Origin of the sequence: Bacillus sp. BS1807G30 (genome assembly GCF_040047675.1) — a bacterium.
Lineage (GTDB): Bacteria > Bacillota > Bacilli > Bacillales > Bacillaceae > Bacillus > Bacillus altitudinis.
Genome location: NZ_CP157353.1, coordinates 3,639,585 through 3,660,026, shown reverse-complemented (window position 1 = coordinate 3,660,026; position 20,442 = coordinate 3,639,585). Strand labels below are relative to the sequence as shown.

Annotated in this window: 19 protein-coding genes; 16 read left to right on the top strand and 3 right to left on the bottom strand. The window is 36.0% G+C overall.

Annotation, left to right across the window (positions count from 1 at the left end; translation table 11 throughout):
- The first annotated feature begins 53 nt into the window (after positions 1 to 53).
- From rlmH to ABG082_RS18745, 11 genes are all read left to right on the top strand, one after another.
- Positions 54 to 533, top strand: coding sequence for a 23S rRNA (pseudouridine(1915)-N(3))-methyltransferase RlmH (gene rlmH / locus ABG082_RS18795; protein WP_342494416.1), 480 nt, complete (start codon positions 54 to 56; stop codon positions 531 to 533).
- A gap of 125 nt (positions 534 to 658) precedes the next feature.
- Positions 659 to 1,831 (top strand): protein kinase family protein, encoded by a 1,173-nt coding sequence (locus ABG082_RS18790; RefSeq protein ID WP_348936397.1) that lies wholly within the window; start codon positions 659 to 661, stop codon positions 1,829 to 1,831.
- A gap of 477 nt (positions 1,832 to 2,308) precedes the next feature.
- Entirely contained in the window at positions 2,309 to 4,381 is a 2,073-nt protein-coding gene (locus ABG082_RS18785) for a hypothetical protein (RefSeq protein WP_348936396.1), read from the top strand.
- A 419-nt stretch (positions 4,382 to 4,800) separates the two neighbouring features.
- Positions 4,801 to 5,721 (top strand): S8 family serine peptidase, encoded by a 921-nt coding sequence (locus ABG082_RS18780; RefSeq protein WP_348936395.1) that lies wholly within the window; start codon positions 4,801 to 4,803, stop codon positions 5,719 to 5,721.
- Position 5,722: 1 nt separating this feature from the next.
- Entirely contained in the window at positions 5,723 to 6,583 is an 861-nt protein-coding gene (locus tag ABG082_RS18775; protein ID WP_317328368.1) for an SAR2788 family putative toxin, read from the top strand.
- A 6-nt stretch (positions 6,584 to 6,589) separates the two neighbouring features.
- A complete protein-coding gene (locus ABG082_RS18770) occupies positions 6,590 to 7,171 on the top strand; it encodes an Imm64 family immunity protein (protein WP_317328367.1) in 582 nt (193 codons plus the stop codon).
- A 253-nt stretch (positions 7,172 to 7,424) separates the two neighbouring features.
- Positions 7,425 to 10,517 (top strand): AAA domain-containing protein, encoded by a 3,093-nt coding sequence (locus ABG082_RS18765; protein ID WP_348936394.1) that lies wholly within the window; start codon positions 7,425 to 7,427, stop codon positions 10,515 to 10,517.
- Between the two features lie 100 nt (positions 10,518 to 10,617).
- Positions 10,618 to 11,484 carry an MBL fold metallo-hydrolase gene (locus ABG082_RS18760; RefSeq protein WP_348936393.1) on the top strand — a complete coding sequence of 289 codons (867 nt, stop codon included), beginning with the start codon at positions 10,618 to 10,620 and terminating at the stop codon, positions 11,482 to 11,484.
- Between the two features lie 106 nt (positions 11,485 to 11,590).
- A complete protein-coding gene (locus ABG082_RS18755; protein WP_348936392.1) occupies positions 11,591 to 13,705 on the top strand; it encodes an MMPL family transporter in 2,115 nt (704 codons plus the stop codon).
- A complete protein-coding gene (locus ABG082_RS18750; protein WP_212362119.1) occupies positions 13,706 to 14,377 on the top strand; it encodes a response regulator transcription factor in 672 nt (223 codons plus the stop codon).
- Entirely contained in the window at positions 14,374 to 15,747 is a 1,374-nt protein-coding gene (locus tag ABG082_RS18745) for an ATP-binding protein (protein ID WP_348936391.1), read from the top strand. The genes ABG082_RS18750 and ABG082_RS18745 overlap by 4 nt, the downstream gene beginning before the upstream one ends.
- Before the next feature lie 54 nt (positions 15,748 to 15,801).
- Here ABG082_RS18745 and ABG082_RS18740 read toward each other — a convergent pair whose 3' ends face one another.
- A complete protein-coding gene (locus tag ABG082_RS18740) occupies positions 15,802 to 16,044 on the bottom strand; it encodes a hypothetical protein (protein WP_008347452.1) in 243 nt (80 codons plus the stop codon).
- 14 nt (positions 16,045 to 16,058) lie between these two features.
- Positions 16,059 to 16,307 (bottom strand): hypothetical protein, encoded by a 249-nt coding sequence (locus ABG082_RS18735; RefSeq protein WP_008347450.1) that lies wholly within the window; start codon positions 16,305 to 16,307, stop codon positions 16,059 to 16,061.
- Positions 16,308 to 16,407: 100 nt separating this feature from the next.
- Here ABG082_RS18735 and ABG082_RS18730 point away from each other — a divergent pair, with 100 nt between their 5' ends.
- The 5 genes from ABG082_RS18730 to ABG082_RS18710 all read left to right on the top strand — a co-directional run bounded on the left by ABG082_RS18730 (position 16,408) and on the right by ABG082_RS18710 (position 19,421).
- Entirely contained in the window at positions 16,408 to 16,998 is a 591-nt protein-coding gene (locus ABG082_RS18730) for a Crp/Fnr family transcriptional regulator (RefSeq protein WP_348936390.1), read from the top strand.
- Positions 16,999 to 17,069: 71 nt separating this feature from the next.
- Positions 17,070 to 17,411, top strand: coding sequence for a darcynin family protein (locus tag ABG082_RS18725; protein WP_008347446.1), 342 nt, complete (start codon positions 17,070 to 17,072; stop codon positions 17,409 to 17,411).
- A 105-nt stretch (positions 17,412 to 17,516) separates the two neighbouring features.
- The gene (locus ABG082_RS18720) at positions 17,517 to 18,023 is read left to right on the top strand and encodes an LURP-one-related family protein (protein WP_100325709.1); all 507 of its coding nucleotides are present in this window, start codon (positions 17,517 to 17,519) and stop codon (positions 18,021 to 18,023) included.
- Between the two features lie 17 nt (positions 18,024 to 18,040).
- The gene (locus ABG082_RS18715; protein ID WP_057078825.1) at positions 18,041 to 18,547 is read left to right on the top strand and encodes a hypothetical protein; all 507 of its coding nucleotides are present in this window, start codon (positions 18,041 to 18,043) and stop codon (positions 18,545 to 18,547) included.
- A gap of 13 nt (positions 18,548 to 18,560) precedes the next feature.
- Positions 18,561 to 19,421, top strand: coding sequence for a LysR family transcriptional regulator (locus tag ABG082_RS18710; RefSeq protein WP_348936389.1), 861 nt, complete (start codon positions 18,561 to 18,563; stop codon positions 19,419 to 19,421).
- 39 nt (positions 19,422 to 19,460) lie between these two features.
- Here ABG082_RS18710 and ABG082_RS18705 read toward each other — a convergent pair whose 3' ends face one another.
- Complete coding sequence (locus tag ABG082_RS18705) at positions 19,461 to 20,357, bottom strand: PhzF family phenazine biosynthesis protein (RefSeq protein WP_035704147.1); 897 nt, start codon at positions 20,355 to 20,357, stop codon at positions 19,461 to 19,463.
- Positions 20,358 to 20,442: the final 85 nt, after the last annotated feature.

The following is a 20,442-nucleotide window of genomic DNA, read 5'->3' as shown; positions in this document are numbered from 1 at the left end:
CACAATTGTTGATAACTTATATGAATAACTTGTTCTTAAGGTGGGGATGACCTGTGAATATATCAATTATCACAGTAGGAAAATTAAAAGAGAAATATTTAAAGCAAGGCATAGCCGAATACACAAAACGATTACAAGCATACGCAAAAATCGAGATCATTGAGCTCGCAGACGAAAAAGCACCCGAGAATCTCAGCGAGCAAGACATGAAAATCATCAAAGACAAAGAAGGCGAACGCATCCTAAGCAAAATCAACCGAGACGCTCACGTCATCGCCCTCGCCATCGAAGGAAAAATGAAAAGTTCCGAAGAATTAGCCGATACAATAGATAAGCTGGCAACATACGGAAAAAGTAAGGTGTGTTTTGTCATAGGCGGATCCCTTGGGTTAAGCGATGCTGTGATGCAGCGGGCGAATGAGAAGCTGTCGTTTTCGAAGATGACGTTTCCGCATCAGTTGATGAGATTGGTGTTGGTGGAGCAGATTTATCGGGCGTTTCGGATTGTTCGGGGGGAGCCTTATCATAAGTAAGTGAGGTTTTGGTAGATTAGTGATACCACTAGCCAATAAAAAAGTGTTGGGGGCTATCACTAATGTCTTCCATATAATTATCATCCCCTACAGGTAGCAAACTAATATCCTAAGAGGTGAAATAATTGTCAGTCGAGGTAGATAATCTCATAATAACTGTATTAGATGAAATAGATTATTTGGAAGTACATCCTAAGTATTCTGATATTTATAATAATATTGAACATGAAGAATTAAGAGAACTCCTCACGAAGCTTCACTCAAACATTTCTGAATCATTCAAGACAATGAACACCAGATTACCTACAACAAATGAAACAGCTCATTTTTGGGCTGATCCAAGTCGTACATTGCTTAAATGCATTGAAATATCTGAAAGACTTTACTACAAGTTAAAAGATACCAAAACTCCCATCCAAATTAATGATTATTATAGAAATTTGTTTCAGCAATGTGGGGAATTTTTGAGCTCTAGTGGAGGAAGTACCATACCTTCAAATATGGAAAAAATTGATATATATTATAAAATACCGATCTATTCCTTGGCTCATAATATCCAAATTAAATCTCCTACAATTAATAGTCAGATTGTGATGAAAAGTTTTGATGAGGGTTCGTACGCTAATATTTTTAAGTACAAAGATCCGTTTTACAATAAACATTTTATAGTCAAAAAAGCAAAGAAGGATTTGAACAGTAAAGAAATAGAGAGGTTTAAACTTGAATATGAGACACTAAAATCATTAAGTTCTCCTTACATCGCCGAAGTTTTCACCTATGATGACGATAAGAATCAGTATGTAATGGAGTATATGAATTGGAACCTACATAAATTTATTCTTTCAAAAAACACTATACTTTCAGCTGGTGTAAGGAAAAAAATAGTCTATCAAATCTTCAAAGCATTTGAATATATTCATAGCAAAAGTCTTCTTCATCGTGACATCAGCCCTAATAACATTCTTTTAAATGAGTACGAAGATGCACTCGTGGTAAAGGTTTCAGATTTTGGTTTAGTCAAATTAGAAGATAGTCAGTTAACGTCGCTAGACACAGATTTTAAAGGAAGATTCAATGATCCCGCATTAAAACATGTAGGATTTAAAAATTATGCTATACATCATGAGATTTATGCTCTTACCTATGTGGTGTATTTCGTTATGACTGGAAAGACTACTATAAAGAGAACAAGCAACGAAAGTTTGAATCAATTTATAGATGCCGGACTTAATCATGATTTTGCTTTACGCCCAAAGACTGTAAATGAATTAAAGAATTTATTTATAGAAATTATTTAATTTATATTAAAGATTTTATGAAAAGGGTTATTTAACCCATGGTAGTGTAGATTTGATCACTATTTATTTCACGCGTGTCAAACAGCTAATATTTATCACTTAAACATAAAAAGAAAACACCATTTCTGATACGATGTTAAGCGACAAAATCCACATCACAGAAAGGTGTTTTTTATGAACCAGTTTACCACACTTTCCGTGTTATTTGACCAGTTACAGTTGTCGAAAAGAATCAGTACGCGTGATTTAAGAGTGTAAAGTAGAAAAATACTCCCTTACCGTTCATAGAAAGATAAATTAATGCATAATAAAATATGTAAATTTTTACATCTCTATTTGAGGTGAGGGATATTATAGAACCCACAAATAATGTTTTTATAGCCATTTTAAGTATCGGTTGGTTGAGGATTGGGTATAGATTTAGTTGAATTAACCTGACCTTACCGAGATTTTCGAAAAGGAGAATTTAGAAAATTCATGGATATTTCAAAAATAAATCAATTTAATCTAAATTATTATGTAATTTTTAATGCAGAAAAACCATCAGAAGAATATTTGCCGATTACTGACCAACCGTTTACAAAATTTTATGAGGGCGCTATACATGGTTTTGACCCTGAATTAGAAAATGTGCTTCCTGCTATTGAGTATTGTTTGCATCTTCCTCGGAACGGTTTAGATACATTAGATCTGCCTCCGATAGTAATTGAGAAGGGATATGAAGTACCACATAGTATTATTCTTATTCCTTCATATAATTTATCAGAAGTGGTCAAAAGTCCAATGGTAGTACAATATCCTCCCACATTATTTATTAGTGAAGACAATTTTATTGAGAGTGCCAGGAAACTTACGGCAGGATGTGAAACCCTATTGGGTCACATAAAAATAACGGATTTATCGAATGATTCACTTTCTTATCATTGGGAAACTATTACAAAATTAATGAATAAGCTCGATGATAATAAAAAAGCACCACTTAATTCGAAAGCAAAACTCCTTAGTGGTAAAGCGAAATCTACGATTCCATTATTCTATAATGCAAACCAATTAGTTGCTTTTGATAATATCTTTGAATCAATAAAAAGAAATGACTTTTCTAAAGAAAGTGTATTTTTTCAAACCATCCAACTCAATTCGCATATAAATGCAATCGCGTACTTTGAGAAAGAAGAAAACTATTCCCCATCGGAAGAAGAGTTTCTTGAGGTACTCTACAAACAAATGAGTTTAGCATCGATTCCAATAATAATTACTCTTACAGGAATAGCTAATCGCCATAGACCACGTAATATTAAGGATAATAAATTAGAAAACACTGAAAAAAACGTAGTCGATTTATTGGGCATTCACAGAGCTACAGCTAGAAATGGATATTGGCTTGATAGTGGTTACTTACCTAAAGAGATATTTATTGAACTAAATCAATTGGAAAAACATTGCCAAGAAATTAATATATCAAATAAATACGTATGGAATTCTATGAAAAGAATTGGTAGAATACTGTCATCTCATTTAGGAGAAGAGGGTTTAAAAATATTAGGTCGAGCTTCTCATATAACAGCATTTACTGATTTTCCAATTGGTATCGCTGTATTACCTGGATATGATGACCCTTTGTGTTGTATAAAGTCTATTTCTTATAAATCTTTAACTCCATTAACTCGTGCTCTTCAAATGGAACTTCCTCGAGTAGGTGAAATTTATATTGGTAAAGGTTTTAAAGTTGTAATTGCTGAGTGTTTATTACCGGATGACCCTATAAAAAATGCTTCTGATAATGCATGGAAGATGGCAGTGGATATGCTTAATTCTAATCAAAATGTTGAAGTGTCGTATTCTGAAATAGGTAATGTCTTGGAGCTTAAAAAATTTCTAACAGAAAATTTTGATGCAGACATATTAATTATTTCGGCACATGGATATTATGATGACAAACACAATCTCTCAGGACTATGGATTGGGAGTGAAATTTGGTTTGCTGCTGATAATGAAATAGTAGTTCCGCCTATTGTGATATTAAGTGCTTGTCATGTAGCACCACGTGGTGCTGGAGCCGTCACAGTTACTGATTTGCTACATCGAAATGGAGCGAAAGCAATCCTCGGCACTTTAATTCCAGTTAATGTATTCAGGAATGCTTTACTAACTATTAGGCTTTTTGTTTATATTTGCGAAGCTTTAAAAGAGCGTGGGAATTTTAGAACTCTTAGTGATGCTTGGAAATGGGTTGTGTCATCAAATGCAGTAAATGAAGTACTTGCTTCTTCTAAAGCCCTTCAGAAGTGGGCACAAAGTAAAGAAAACGGACATAGTATTTTAGAGGATTTTTCCTTAGAAAGGTCTAAAGGACGTTTAAGAACAGGTTTTTTCTATGCTGATACAATTAGTATTTTAGGTGAGATGGCTAAGGAATCTGGAATTGAGAATGAATTTGAATCATTAATTTCTTCACAAGGTGTATTTCCTGAATCGAGTTTCTATATATGGTCTGGTTCACCAGAAAGTGTAATTTTGACAGAACCAATTTTTGAAGGATTTAATTTGTAGTTGTTTTGAGCTGGAAACTGCATTTAGATACAACAGGGAGAGCCTTATCATAAGTGAGTGAATTTTATTAGTTTTAAAAATGCTTATGTCTATTCCTTCAAAAGAATTATCTCAATAATCAAAGGAAAAAGTTTTAAATAAACTATAAAGATGTTCAGGAGTTTTTCAAAGCTTCTGAACATCTTTTTATGTTTGATTAATGACAGCTACAAACAAAGGAAATTGTCCAAAGCCTTTGTTTAAAATTAAAAGTAATTAAGTTAATAATTATGTTTGTTAAATAACTAATTATGGATAAAAATATTGAATTTTCCATTATAATAAGTTATCATATATTTGAATTTAAGTGATTCTTAAGTCATGAATAGGAGGTTTTATATATAAGAATAAAAATTTACACGTTTATAATTAGTATAATAGTGTTAGTTTTCTTAATTGTTTTTTTTGTATTTAATAACTTAAACAATACGAATAAAGAGAGTGAGAAAGCTAACTTCAGTGAAGACATAAAAGTCCAATGGAATATTAAGTTTCTTGATCCATATATAAACAGTGGAAGAAGCGAAGGAAGAACTAAAGTTAAAATAGCTATCTTAGACAGCGGTATTAATCAACAACATCAGGATTTAAAAGGTACTGTTAAAAAGGAATATAATGCTGTTACTCCAAAAAGACCAGTCACCGATGATTTTGGTCATGGGACTGCCGTTGCAGGGATCATTGGAGCAAGACAATCTAATAAAGGTATAACAAGTTACAATCATTCAGGTGTGGAGCTTTATGATGTTAAGGTTTTAAATCAACAAGGTAAAGGAGATGTTGATTCTTTAATAAAGGGTATTGAATGGAGCATAAAAGAAGGTGTACATATAATCAATATCAGTTCAGGTGTAGTTACTAATAAAGCTAAATTAAAGTCATCCATTGATAAAGCAGTGTCACATGGAATAATTATAGTAGCTGCAGCAGGTAATACATATGGAACTGGTGTAGAGTATCCAGCGAAATACACAAATGTGATATCAGTTAATTCTATTAAAAAAAATCTTAAAAGGCCAAGCTCAGCGGCAAGAGGAAAGATAGATTATATTGCACCAGGAGTTGATATACTCTCTACTAATCATAGGGGGGAATATAGTTTGTTTACTGGAACCTCCTTTGCAGCCGGACATGTTACTGGTGTAATTTCACTGTATGTTCAGGATTACTTGAGTAAATCTAAGAAGTTAAATGTTGATGAACTTACGAAAAAGTTGAAACAAGAATCCCGAAAAGTTCAATCTTTAAATGATGATGAGCAAGGGAACGGATTAATAATCTATAATCATAAAGGAGCCTAAAATGAAGTATAAAAAAATAATAACTATATTAATAGTGACTGCGATGGTAATTGTAAATTTACCAATAAATCAAGTCGAAGCAATTAGTGAAACTAATGAAGTAAATAATCAATTGTTAGAAAATCAGTTTGATGAGATTAAGCAAGAAGTCTATGATGAATTAAATATTGATTATACTGATGAATTGGATATTAATTTAATTGATTTAGAAGAAGAATCACTTCATATTGAAACTACCTTTAACTCAGAAGATCTTGAAGTTAAGGGTGACCTTGAAATGAGCTTAGAAACAGAAGAAATGAACTTTACGTCATCTATTATTGATGAAAATGGTAAACATATTAACAAAAAATATGACATTGCTGTTGAAGAGGCGGATAATGAAACGTTTAAAGCTACCTTAACAGATAAAGACTCTGGTGAAAAATACACTGTTAATTCTGAAGAAATTGAGGCTTCTATTTTACCAGCTATTATTTTAGGTGTGATTATCAGAACTTCTGCTAAGATTGCTTTTAAGATGTATACAAGAAGTCAAATTTTAAGAGCTGTTACTGCAGTTACGTTTAAATCTGTGCAGCTACAAAAGAAATTTAAACATGCTGTTGATTTTGGTGTAAAAGGATCTTATAGCAAGGCAAATGCAAAAAAATTTGAAACAGCTCTAAGAAACCACGTAAGTCGTTCAAGTCATGTATATAGAACAAAGCATAGTGGACAATCAGGTTACGTTATGATGCATTTAAAGGGGAATAAAGCTGCATTTTTCAAGCAGAACGGTGAATTTATTACTGGTTATAAGCTCTCAACGAAACAAAAAAATAACTATGTTAGAATCGGTGAGTTAATAGTTAAGAGGTGATTAATAATGGGTATAGGTGGATCTGTAAATGTTGGTGTTGTTTTCCGTGAAAATGATCATATTCAAATTTTTCAGTCTTTCGTAAATTCCTTAAAAAAAAGGGATGTATCCTTTAAAAAAGTAAAGTATAGTATAGATGCAGATGGAGAAAATTGGATTGAACAAAGTATAAGTAAAAATATCATTGAAGATTCATATTTGTCTGGTCACTATACAGAATTTGAAGTATTAAATCTATTAAATAGCTCTAAACCAGTAAGATTAACAATTCATATAGAAGATGGATACTTTGGTTTCTTACTAGATTTTAATTGGGAAGAAGTAGCCTCTCAAGAAGTATTTAATCTGCAAAATCAAATACTTCAATTTTTAATTGAACTTTATCAAGATATATCTTATCATCATGCGTTCATTGGTCACGAAATTGAAGTTGATGTCCACCCAGATGATTTTGAAGATTTCATTGGAGAAGCTGATTATCCGGTGGGTATAATTGGTAAAATAGATAAATTAGCTATTTATTATGGTTCTGTTGGAATGGATGGTTTATCTGCTCAAAAAAAGAGAACAGAATTAGTTCATTTATAGATCTAGCAAGCGTCATTCAATCATATTGAATGACGCTTTATTTATTTAATGGCGTAATAAAACCATCTATAGAAAGGTTATTATAAAAAAATTGTGAAATATGTTTAGTTGGTATTTTGCAGCTTTATATTAACTGCAATATGGAATTGAGCGACACTGGAAAAGTATGTTATTATTTAATATTAAAGACTCAAAGACTATTCAAAAGTATAATTGTCGGTATTTAAATATGCTCGATAACAGGAGATATAGCATGAATAAAAAGGAAGATATTCTAAATGCATGGATTACAATAGAGCAGTTAGCAGAAGGTTCAATTAATAAAAGTGGCAGATTATTAAAGACATTTCATCGTATTGAAAAAGATTGGCAACAATTCTTTATGAATTTTTTATCTCATCAAAAACAACAAAATAATATGTCAGATAAAGCCTTTAAAAAGTCTGGAATCGTATTTTACTTTGGTATTTTCAATTTCCAAGAAGTTGTTGATATTTTGAGAGAAAAATATAATATTGAGAAAACTTATGAGGAAATCAGTCATTCGGAAAAATTTACTTTCGCTTTATATTTTGATCATCAACTCAACCTGGTGGCTGATAAATTGTTTTTAACAATGAGCGGTTTTATCCGCGAACATGGCCATTTACCTGATGATTTTTTAAAAGTTGAAACTTTATTTAGAGAAGAATTAGATCGAAAATTTGAAGAGGGTTTTCATCATGTGTTCTCTGAACTTATACAAAAGTATCATGTGTCAGTAGATAATTTCCGTTATAAATTCATACGACATCTGGATAATGAGAATATTAATCTACATTCCTTCTTTATTGAAGATTTAAAAATGGCAAAGTTAATTAATACTGAAAATATAAACAGATATTTTAACGGATTTACTGGAAATAGAAGAAATCTAGACAGTCATAAAGAGTCTGAGCATTTTAATGGTTATATTTTTGAGGAGATTGCTTTAAAACCAAAATATTATCCGTTAGGGCGCTTTCCATCAAATCCTGATTATGCTCTCTACTTTATGCAACAAGTTGCTGTCAATTTAGCTTTAAACGACAAAAACGATATCCGAAGTATTAACGGGCCACCAGGAACAGGCAAGACAACATTGTTGAAGGATATTTTTGCCGATTTAGTCGTAAAACAGGCACTAGCTATTTCAAATCTTTCTAATAAAGTGATTCAAGGCAGTCTGACCTATTGGCAAAATGCTAAGCTTGGCGTTTTACCACGATCTATTTCTGATAAAAATATTATTGTGGCAAGTTCAAATAATGGAGCAGTCCAAAATATCGTTAATGAATTACCGGTGAAAGAAGAGATTCCAAAATGTTTTCAAGATCAATTAGAGAAAGTAAATTATTTCAAAGATATTTCTAATTCTCAACTAACAGGAGAAGGATTTGGAAAAGATCGATACATTATAAGTGAACTGCTCAATGATAAAAATTGGGGTGTTTTTTCATTAGAAGGTGGAAATTCAATCAACATGAATAAATTGCTTCTCAATATAGAGGCGATTGAAAAAGATTTAGAGGAAGATGATCAATCGAATACTGGAGTATATCAGGAATTCAAACGGCTTTATAATAAATTAAAAGTTGAAAGAGACAAAGTAGAAAAATATAGTCGAAAATTTTATGAAATCCGAAAACTAAATATCAAATATATCAATCAAGTTAAAGAATTTGAAAATGAGAAAAAAGAAAAACATACAGTTTTGACTAGTAATGAAAAAGAAGCAAAAGCTGAATTAGAGAGGCTTAGAGAAGAGGAATTAAAGTTTCAAAAAGTTTTATCTAATGTTTCGGTTGAACTTGAAAATTTATCAAGGGCAGAAGTACAAGCTGAACGAAATTATCATGTTCTTACTTCACAAAAACCTAGTTTTTTATGGTTTCAGAAAATATTTAATAAATCTAAAGTTGAACATTATTTCAAAAAGCTAAGCAGCGTGAATGAACACTTAAATGATCTAACTCAACAAAAAACAACACTTACAAATGATTATAGACAGCTTGAAAATCATCAAGCGAAAAATGCTGTTAAAAAAGAGCATACTCAAAAACAAATGACGGAAAGAAAATCTACCTTTGAACGATGGGTGAATGCTAAGAATAATGATCTGGGAAAAATGAAAAAAGAAATTGATTCATTTGAAAAGGTCAAATCACAAAGTGGAATTAAGGAAATAGATTTTTCTCTATCATACGAAGAACTTCAAAAGTCTAATCCTTGGTTTACAAAGGAGTTTCGTATTTTACAATCAGAATTATTTATTTCGGCTTTAAAAGTTAGAAAGCAATTCCTCAATGAGAACGTAAGAAATTTAAAAGCGGCAAGGATTATCTGGAATAAACAATCAAATTACATTGCGAAAGAGAATGGCCATGAGTTAATTTCAGAAGCATGGCAATGGATCAATTTCGCTGTGCCAGTTATCAGTACTACTTTTGCAAGTTTTGGTCGAATGTTTAAAAACCTGAGGGAAAATTCCATAGGCAATTTATTCATTGACGAGGCTGGTCAAGCACTACCACAGGCTAGTGTTGGAGCCATTTTTAGAAGTAAAAAAGTAATGGTTGTTGGGGACCCCTCACAAATAAAGCCAGTATTAACTTTAGATCCAAATGTTTTAACTTTGATTGGAAGACACTATAATGTAGACGAAAAGTTTGTCTCTGCTGATGCATCCACTCAAACAATAGTAGACGATACTAGTCAGTATGGATTCCAAAAAAACGGAGACGAATGGGTTGGTATTCCACTGTGGGTACATAGACGTTCAAACTATCCGATGTTCACTATTTCTAATGAAATATCTTATGATGGTTTAATGGTACAGGGTAAAAATAAAGATGAGGTACAAGGGACATCAGAGTGGCTTCATTCTACTGGAAAAGCCAATGATAAATATGTTAAAGAACAAGCGGATTTACTAAAAAAACAAATTACTGAGCGATTACAAGTGAATTCAGATTTAGCTGATGAAATCTATGTGATTTCTCCATTTAAAAACGTGGCTTACCAAGTTGCAAAAGTTTTAGAAGAAATTGATTTTACTAAGAGTCAAGATGGTAAGGCTACAAATGTAGGAACTGTTCATACTTTTCAAGGAAAAGAAGCGAAAATTGTCTATTTTGTCCTAGGAGCAGATTCCAATAGCAGTGGGGCAGCAAAATGGGCTGTTTCAGAGCCCAATATAATGAATGTTGCGGCCACTCGAGCTAAAGAAGAATTTTATATTATTGGTGATAAGAAATTGTATGCATCTCTTGGAAGTGAAGTTGCAAACAAGACTATATCAATAATTAATGACTATAATAATAAGTGAATTTCCGAGCTTATAATATATATGTACAACTGAACCACGCTTAGGGGCGTATTTAGAAGACATAAGTAGTTCAATATACATTAAAGAAAGCAGGCACACCATGCACACAATCAAAAAAATAGGCCAAACCTTCTCCTACATCACACCAGTATCACTCACCGACCGCCCCATCCTAGGCATGGTCGTAGGCAATAACAAAACATTAATGATCGATGCCGGTAATTCAGAAGATCATGCGAACTATTTTATCCAAAAGACCTTAAAACAAGAGAACGCCACGCCGGATATGGTTGTCCTCACGCATTGGCATTGGGATCATATTTTTGGTCTGCCTGCGCTGCCCCATGCGGTTTCAATTGCTTCTGCAAAAACCAGAAAGGAAATGGAGATGCTTCTTCCGTTTTCTTGGTCAGATGAGGCGATTGATGAGCGGGTGAGGGAAGGAACGGAGATTGAGTTTTGTGCGAAGGCGATAAAAGAAGAATATAAGAATCATCGAGAAATTCAGGTCGTTTTACCGGATGTGACGTTTGATCGTCGGATGGAGATTGATCTTGGCGGGGTCACTTGTGTTGTGCAGCATGTTGGAGGCGATCATGCCGCAGATTCAGTGATCGTGTATGTGAAAGAGGAAAAAATCCTGTTTCTTGCTGATTGCATTTATCCGAAAATGTATGCTGAAAAAGTACATTATACGGTAAAAGAAATCTTGCGTCTTTTAGATGAGTTAGATGCATTTGATGCTGAAACGTATATTCCTTCACACCAAAGACCATGGACAAAAGAGGAGTTTCGTCAGGAAAGAGACAAGCTTCGGATGATTGCGAAATACACGGATCTTTGTGGTGGAGATCAGGAGAGAATCAAGAGTGAATATCAAACACATGTGAACAGAGAGCTAAAAGAAGATGAGTTAGAGACGATCGCTTATTTTGTAAATGGTTATGAAGGATTAGCAGAGGGATAAACCTCTGCTTTTTTTATTTTCATGGCTCTTCCTTTTCCCAGAGTTTATTTCAAGTTTATATACGAGCGATATACTCGTACCGGTGAGAAAAGGAGGAGAACGATTAATGAAAGTATTCAGATCATTTATGGATAAAATGTCGACAAAAAAAGGGGCTTGGCTGACTGTTATCATTTGGCTTGTTCTTATGATCGGGTTGAGTGCTGGTCCTAAATTGGGCGATCATAAAGTGAGCAATTTTCAATCTTTACCTAGTGATGCTCAGTCCATCGTGACACAAAAGAAGTTAGATCAGTATTTCCCAAATGATAAAGGAACTCCGGGATTATATGTGTTCCATCACCCTAATGGAAAGCTGGCTATTCAAGATGTAAAAACGATCATTCAAGGAATCAAAGAGGCAAAGATTGAGGGGATTGAAGATATTGTCGATGTGTCCGCATTGCCTCCTCAAGCGTTATCCGCTTTTTTATCAGAAGATGAAACGACGATGATTGTGCCAATGAATTTGAAAGCGGGATTAGGCAATGCTGATTATGCAAAGATTAATGATGAGACAACAGAAGTCGGTACAAACATAGCGAAAGGGCTAGATGCTGATTTTTATATTACGGGTCCAGCAGGTATAGCGGGGGATACGGTGAAGCTGTTTCAATCTGCCGACTTGAAGCTGCTATTAGCTACTGTTGCAATCATTTTGGTTTTATTAATTGTCATTTACCGTTCTCCGTTATTAGCGATCATTCCATTGTTCGCAACGGTCATTGTCTATCAAGTGGTGAATCAAGTTGTGGCTTTACTTGGTGTGGGTGGACTTGAAATCAATAACTCGACCACCTCGATTATGAGTATTTTATTATTTGCTGCTGTGATTGATTATTCATTGTTTGTTTTCTCGCGTTATCGTGAGGAGTTACAACATCATGAAAATCAATTTGAAGCGATGAAAGTGGCGATGCGTTCAACAGCCAAACCGGTCTTATTTGCAGGCGGTACAGTATTTGCGGCGATGATCATATTATTTGTGGCGGATTTCCGTGATTATCAAAACTTTGCGCCAATCTTTGGTGCTGCGATGGTGGTCATTATGATGGCTTCTGTCACACTGATTCCAGCCTTGTTTGCATTATTTGGCCGCAAAGCATTTTGGCCGAAAGTGCCGACATATGGTGAAGCAAAAGAAGCAAAACATGGCATTTGGGGACCTCTTGCCAAATTCGTGGTTCGAAAACCAGGATTAATTGGTGGTGCGGTCTTACTGTTTTTACTTGTGACAGGTGCGAATATTTTCAATTTACATTATGAATTTAACTCGGTGAAAAATTTCCCGAAGGATTTACCTTCTCGTGTCGCATTTGAAATCGTCGAGGAAAAATTTAATAAAGGTGATCTAGCCCAGACAACAGTACTTGTGACTGGTCAAAAGCTAACTCAGGAACATTTACAAGAAATCTCCGCCCAATTCTCAGAAAATGAAGAGATCGGCTCGGCTCGTCCTTCGGGGGTAACGAAAGATGGAGAGCACGGCAAAATGACTTTATCATTAAAAGTGAATCCATACAGTATAGAGGCCATTGAATTTTTAGGAGATTTCCGTACAGATCAAGCCACCTATCGATTATCAGATGGTCAAAAGGTTCAGCTATCTTTTGCTGGCACAACAGCTAAATTAGTGGATGAGCAACAAGTGAATCAATCCGATATTAAAAAGATCGTATTACTGGAAACATTACTCATTCTTGTCTTGTTACTCGCTTTGACACGTTCCATGAAAATGTCGATTTATATGATGGCGACGATTTTAATCTCATTTGTATCTGCCTTAGGTTTAGGTGTTTTCTTAGTCGATGTGTTATTTGGATATGATGCGATTTCAACTCGTGCCCCTGTGTATGCCTTTATCTTTCTCGTGGCATTGGGCATTGATTATAACATCATCCTTGTGAGCCGTTTCTTAGAAGAACGTCAAACGTTACACGTCAAAGCTGCATTAGAAGTAGCGATACGAAACACAGGTGGGGTGATTTCTTCAGCGGGGATCATTCTTGCTGCAACGTTTGCCGCATTAATGACCATGCCGATTACCGATTTATTTATCTTTGGTTTTATTGTCGCTATTGGGATTATCATCGATACATTCTTCGTGCGAGGAATGTTGTTGCCGTCACTCATATTATTCTTTGAAAAAGACAAAGCTAAGGAAATAAAGGAGGAAGGATAATTGCATGTATTGGTTGTGGATGATGATGAAGCCATTTTGCAATTAGTGTCCATCCATTTAGAGCAGGCGGGATACCAAGTGACAAAAGCAAGCAATGCTGAGGCAGCGCTTGCTTTTTTGCAACATCAGTCATTTGATCTCATGATTATTGATGTGATGATGCCTGGGATGGATGGCTTTCAGCTGGCGAACATTGTGACGAAACAATATGAACTGCCGGTCATTATGCTGACAGCGAAAGGGCAGATTGAAGATAAGCAACAAGGATTTGAACAAGGGATTGATGATTATATCGTCAAACCATTTGAAACGAAAGAACTGCTATTCCGTGTAAATGCAATTTTACGACGATATCGTAAATCCATAGAAGCTATAACGACTGCGGGAAATGTTCAAATTGATACGAACCGTTGGGAATTAACGATTGCCAATCAGCAATATATCTGGCCCATGAGGGAATTAGAAATTCTGTATTATCTGCTGCAGCGGGCAAACCGCAATGTAAGCCGCTGGGATTTAATTGATGACATTTGGGGGGATACGTTAGATCAACCCGAATTCACATTAAACACGCATATTAACCGCATACGAGAACGTTTAAAAAGAGCGGAAGCGACGATTGAGATTGTCACAATACGTGGTTTCGGCTATCAACTTGAGGTAAAAGAATGAAACTACAACAACGTTTTATGCTATATACGTGTTTGATTGTTTTGATTAGCATCTTCATTGGATTTATTTGTTCTAACTTGATCTACAATCATGTTGTCAAAGAGCAAATGAATGATCGATATTTAGCCATTGCCGAGCAGTTATCTAAACAAATCAAAGAACATGAAATTACCTTGCGGGCCTCTTCTGATTTTTTGCAAACCATGAGCGATCTAGGGTACCAAATCGCTTTGGTTAAAGAAGACGGGGAGATGAAGATGTTTGGCGAACCATTTAAAACGGAAAAATGGAATGACCAAATGCACGCCTTATTTGAAGGCGGTAAAGCGTACAACGGGATCAAATCCTTTAAAAATTCATACTTAATCATGAGTCATTTCGCAAATGATATAAAAAATACGGTGGGTACGAAAATAGAAATTGACGGGGAAGAATGGGGCTTATTTTTACGCCCGAATAATATCAGTTTCTTTACAGAGTTCCATTTGATTATTTTTGGATTTATCTTCGCCGTTTTTGTGAGCAGTATCATTGGCATTTTATTCATGTCTCGAAAGGTCACCCAATCTCTTTCAGAATTGACGAGTGCGACGCAAGAGATGGCAAACCATAATTTTCAGTATCCATTAATGATCAATCGAAAAGATGAAATTGGTCAGCTCGCTGATCGTTTTCGGATGATGCAGCAGAAATTAGAGAATACCGATCAAGCAAGGAAGAAATTTGTGAATAACGTCTCGCACGATTTTCAGTCACCACTATTAAATATACGAGGGTATTCTGAATTACTAAATGGAGAGATTTCATCAAGCGAAGGGAAAAAATACAACCACATTATTCAAACAGAAGCAAAGCGATTATCTAACTTAACGAAACAACTTCTCATTTTAACCTCTATTGATCAAGGGACATATCCAACGAATAAACAAATCGTCAGAGTAGATGAGCAGCTTCATCAAGTGGTCCATTCGATGCTATGGCGAATAGAAGAAAAAGGTTTAGAAATTAAGTTGGATCTACAGCCTGTTTCGGTATATGCGGATCGGACCTTGCTGATCAATGTATGGGAGAATTTAATTGGCAATGCCATTAAGTACAACAAAGAGTTTGGGGAAATCAGTATTCATTGTAATGAAAATGAATCGGAAGCGGTTGTGACGATTAGAGATACGGGGATTGGCATAGAACAACACACATTAGAAAAAATATTTGAACGCTTTTACCGGGTAGATCAGGCACGAAATAAAGAGGGAATGGGTCTTGGATTATCCATTGTGCAAGAAGTCCTGTCGTATCACAATGCTTCTATTGAAGTAGAAAGCAATGAAAAAGAAGGAACGATCTTTACGACGGTTTTTCCAAAGAAATAGCATTTGAGAAAAGTCTCGTTTGCGTGTGTCAAATGAGACTTTTCTTTTTAACGTTTATGGTAAACCTACAAAGTCTTCTGCATCACGAACTGTGACAGACATCTGTTTTGCATTAATAATAATGACACAATCCCAAGTGGGTTTTATTTGCAGTTCATCATTCTCATCAATACGAATAATTCCTTTAAATTCAACAGTCTGTTCTAGAAAGACCATTTTCTTTTCTGTATCATCTTTGACGGCTGTTAAATGTTCAGGATAGTGAATCGTCCAATCATAAAAAGCGGTTTTCTTCATAGTTCCTCCTATTTTCATTCGTACACATCTCCGAATACTTCTTTTGTTTGCCGGATTGTCAGTGATTTATTGGTTGGATCAATTGAAATGACACAATCCCAAGTAGGTTTGATTTGTAGCTCGTTGTTGTCATCCAACCAGATGATGCTATTTAGTTCAATAGATGGCTCTAAAATGACCATTTTCTTTTCATAATGATCTGTAATCGCTGTTAAGTCTGCTTGTAAATGGATGGTCCACTCAAAAAAAGTGATTTTTTTCATTGTTTCTCCCCTCATCTTCGCTTATATTTCCATTATAACCTGAGTGTTTTCTGACACCATTTTTTATCAATTCTTCTATTAATCGAGAGGTTACTTACAGATGGACAACATAACTGACCTATACGACACGTTCAAAACCAAAATATCGAAATATCCAATTGAACAAAATGATTGGCAAGCCTTCAAAGATGGAACAACGATTAAACCATTAAAAGCGGGTACATGCCTGATCAAGGCTGGCGATCCAGTGAAGCATGCTTATTTCTGCATAACGGGGCTCTTCCGTCTGTTCTATTTGTTACCGGATGGAAGGGAGTATAATGTGGCTTTTACGTTGGAAGATGATTTTGCTACTTCTTATGCAAGTATGATCAACGGGCAGCCTTCTCCTTATTCGATTGAAGCGATGGAGGATTCTATCGTGATTGAAATTCCGTATGATCTGCTTCAAATGTTGATGGACAGCAGTCATATGTGGGAGCGGTTTGTTCGGGTGAGTGTAGAAAGGCTGTATACGAGAAAGGAAGAGCGTGAGAGGGAACTGCTCTATTTGCCAGCCATTGAGCGATATCAGGCGTTTTTATTGAAATATCCCGGGTTACATCAACGTATCGCTCAATATCATATTGCCTCATATATCGGTATTTCTCCGGTTTCGCTGAGCAGGCTGCTACATCCTGCTGAACATTAACCTATGTTAATGCACATTCTCTAGATCTGGCGTACAATCATCACATCATAGAAGAATCGAGGGGCATGATGATGAAATATATGATGGTTGTTTTATTAGAGTTCTATCCATCTTGGCTTGCTTTACCACGAGAGGAGCGGAGAACCCATGCGGCTTCGCTGCAAGAGTTGATGCAGAAATATGAGGAACATGTGACGGTGCGCTTTTTTGATGCTGAAGCTCTTCCAGGTAAGGATTACACAGATTTTGTGATGTGTGAAACAGATGACCTGAAGTTCTATCATTTTATGTGGGAAGAGATTAGAGATTCTATTCCTTACACAAGTGGTTATGTCAAAATTAAAGAGGTCATCATGGGAATGGAAGATGCTTTTCAAACATATGAAAAAGAATCTCTGAAAATGGATCAGTAATCGAAAACCACCTGCTATCAGGTGGTTTTTTGCACATTCTATCTTTTGGTATAATCAGGGGTAAGGGAAGAACGGATAAATTTTTGAACTGAATCGGAGGTACATATGAAACAGCTTTACATGAAGCAAAAAGTATTTAGTCTGAGCGGCAGGTTTACGGTAAAGGACCAACAGGAGAATGATGTATATGTGGTCGAAGGCAGCTTTTTGAAGGTGCCAAAGACGTTTACCATTTTGAATACAGAACGAGAAGTCATCGCTGTAATTACGAAGAAAATGTTTAGCTTTTTACCAAAGTTTTTAGTAGAAGTCGATGGACAAGAGGTATTGACGATCAAAAAAGAGTTTACGTTCTTCAAAGCAAAATATTCAATTGATGCTGCTGGAATCGAAGTACAAGGGAACTGGTGGGATATGAATTTCCAAGTGCTGCAAAGCGGTGAAGTGATTGGTCAGGTAAAAAAGGAATGGTTTACTTGGGGGGATAGCTACAAGGTGGATATTTTGAAAGAAGAGATGGAGCCTGTGATGATTGCATTGGTTGTTGCGATTGATTGTGTGAAAGCGGATGAAGCAGCGTCTAGGTCTTCGTCGACGACGATGAATAATTAATTGGAGGGTTTAAAAAGTTGGACAACCTCACCCGCATTTTAAGATTAAGAGATGCAGAGATATGGGCGTATGAATTTCTCGATAATAGAGACATCATCGTCTATTTCTCGATTATAGATTTAAATAGAAAAGCAACGATTCATGATAACCCTCTGGCCACTCAAGAAGAACTGGATGAAAGAGATAATTACATATCAATGGATGTGCACAGCCATCTAGATCTCAAGAAAACGCTAGAAGAAGATATATTTGATGACTTTATCACCAATATCTCAGCTTTAGTAGAGCATATGCATGATTTTCACAATGCGCATGTTTTTATTCACATGCATGTTCATGACAAAATCGAATTGACAGATTTTCAGTTAGAAAAAGATGAAGAGATGCATGGCGATGAAAAAGAACAACTCTATACATTTAAACGTTTATGGATTCAGCAGGCATGTTTTCAATTGGTCGAACAACAATTAAATCGAAAAATCACAGACATGTCTAACAGTAGGTTTTGCCAAGATCTAAAGTGAGGTGAGCAAACGAATGACATTCCCATACAAAGTATTTCAAACAGTCGTCGAATGCGGCAGTTTTACAAAAGCTGGTGAGAAGCTTGGGCTGACGCAGTCTGGGGTGAGTCATAATATGGCGAAGCTTGAGTCAGAACTTGGGATTGTGCTGCTTCATCGGAATCGAAACGGGCTGTCGCTGACAGATGCAGGTGAGCGGGTGATGCCGCATATTCGCCAAATCATTCATCATGCGTCATTGCTTGAGCAGGAGGCGGCGTTGATTCAAGGGATGGAAGTGGGGAGCATTAAAATCGGCACGTTTTCTAGTTTTTCTTCAAAAATGCTTCCGCAGCTGATTCATCGTTTTACGAAAAGTTATCCCAATATCCAATTGGAGTTATACGAAGGCGGCTATGAAGAGATTGAAGAGTGGATCACGTCTGGCACAGTTGATCTTGGGTTTTTAACACAGCCATCTAGAGATTTGGAAACTGTTCCACTGTTTCAAGATGAATTGGTAGTGCTCATGCAAGAGAGTCATCGTTTCCATACAAAGCAGGTGATGGAAGTGGCTTCGTTCCAAGATGAACCATTTATTATGCCAAAAGCGGGCTGTGATCAACTCATTAAGAAAATATTAAAAGAAAGAGGCGTAAAACCCCATGTTTTATTTGAGATTGGGGACAACAATACGCTCATCTCTATGGTTCAGGAAGGCCTTGGGCTCACGATCATTCCGAAGTTGATTTTGCCGCCTCAGGTGCCTCAGGCGAACGTAATTCCACTTGAGACCAGTGTTTATCGCGAAATCAATATGGCGTTTAAATCTTTTAACGCAGCCTCTCCCTCTACTAAAAGATGGATTGAAGTGGTCAAAGATCATTTTAAATAGATTCAGCTTGAACGAGAGTCTCTATTCAAGCTGATCAATTTATAGCGTGATCACCCCACGAATGGTAATAACCGCTGCACCTGCTACTTTAATCACCGGCTTTGCTTCATTCGGAATGACCGTGATACGAAGCAATCCTGGTCTGCCGATGGCATCACCTTGAGCAATGCGCAGATGAGTGGTTTCTTGCTGAGGAATGATCCCTTCCAAATACAGATATCCGGCTAATGCTCCGTTTGCTGCTCCGGTTACCGGATCTTCGGGTATACCAATGCCAGGTGCAAAATCCCTTGTATAAAGATCACAGTCCTTTGTGGCTTGAAACGTATAAAGATGAGTCGTTGTGATACCCTGCGCTTTATTCATTTTCCCTAAAGCTGCTAAGTTTGGTGCCGCTTGATCAATGTCATCCTGATGTTTCAGCGGAACCAGGAGATGCCAGTTTCCGGTGTTTGCTAATTTTATAGGATAGGATGGATCAATCCTGTCACTGCTTATACCGAGCATGTCACTAAGCTCTTCTACATCGATGATAAAATCTCGCGTCTTTGGCGTGACCTGTGTCATCTCCACATCCACAACTTTGCCATTTTCCTCGTGCCATATAACGGGAACATGGCCGATCTTTGTTTCTAACACAACCCCTGATTTTTCTTTAGCCATCCCTAGCTCCGTCGCTAAAAGCCAAGTCAACCCAACCGTCGCATGCCCGCAGAAATTGACCTCTTCCGTTGGAGTGAAATATTTCACTCGATAATCAGCTTTCTCATCATGTGCCGGCAGTAAGAAAACGGACTCGGGTAAGTTCAACTCCTTGGCGATATTCTGCATCTCATCCTCCGTTAACCATTCCCCATCCAACACCACCCCAGCGGCATTACCTCCAAATTTCTCAGTTGTAAACGCATCGACATGATACACTCTAATATCTTTCATCTGACGAATCCTCCTAAACATGTTGTTATGTTCATCATAAGTTTGTATGATGCATTCGTAAAATGAATCTTTTGAATGTGATGAA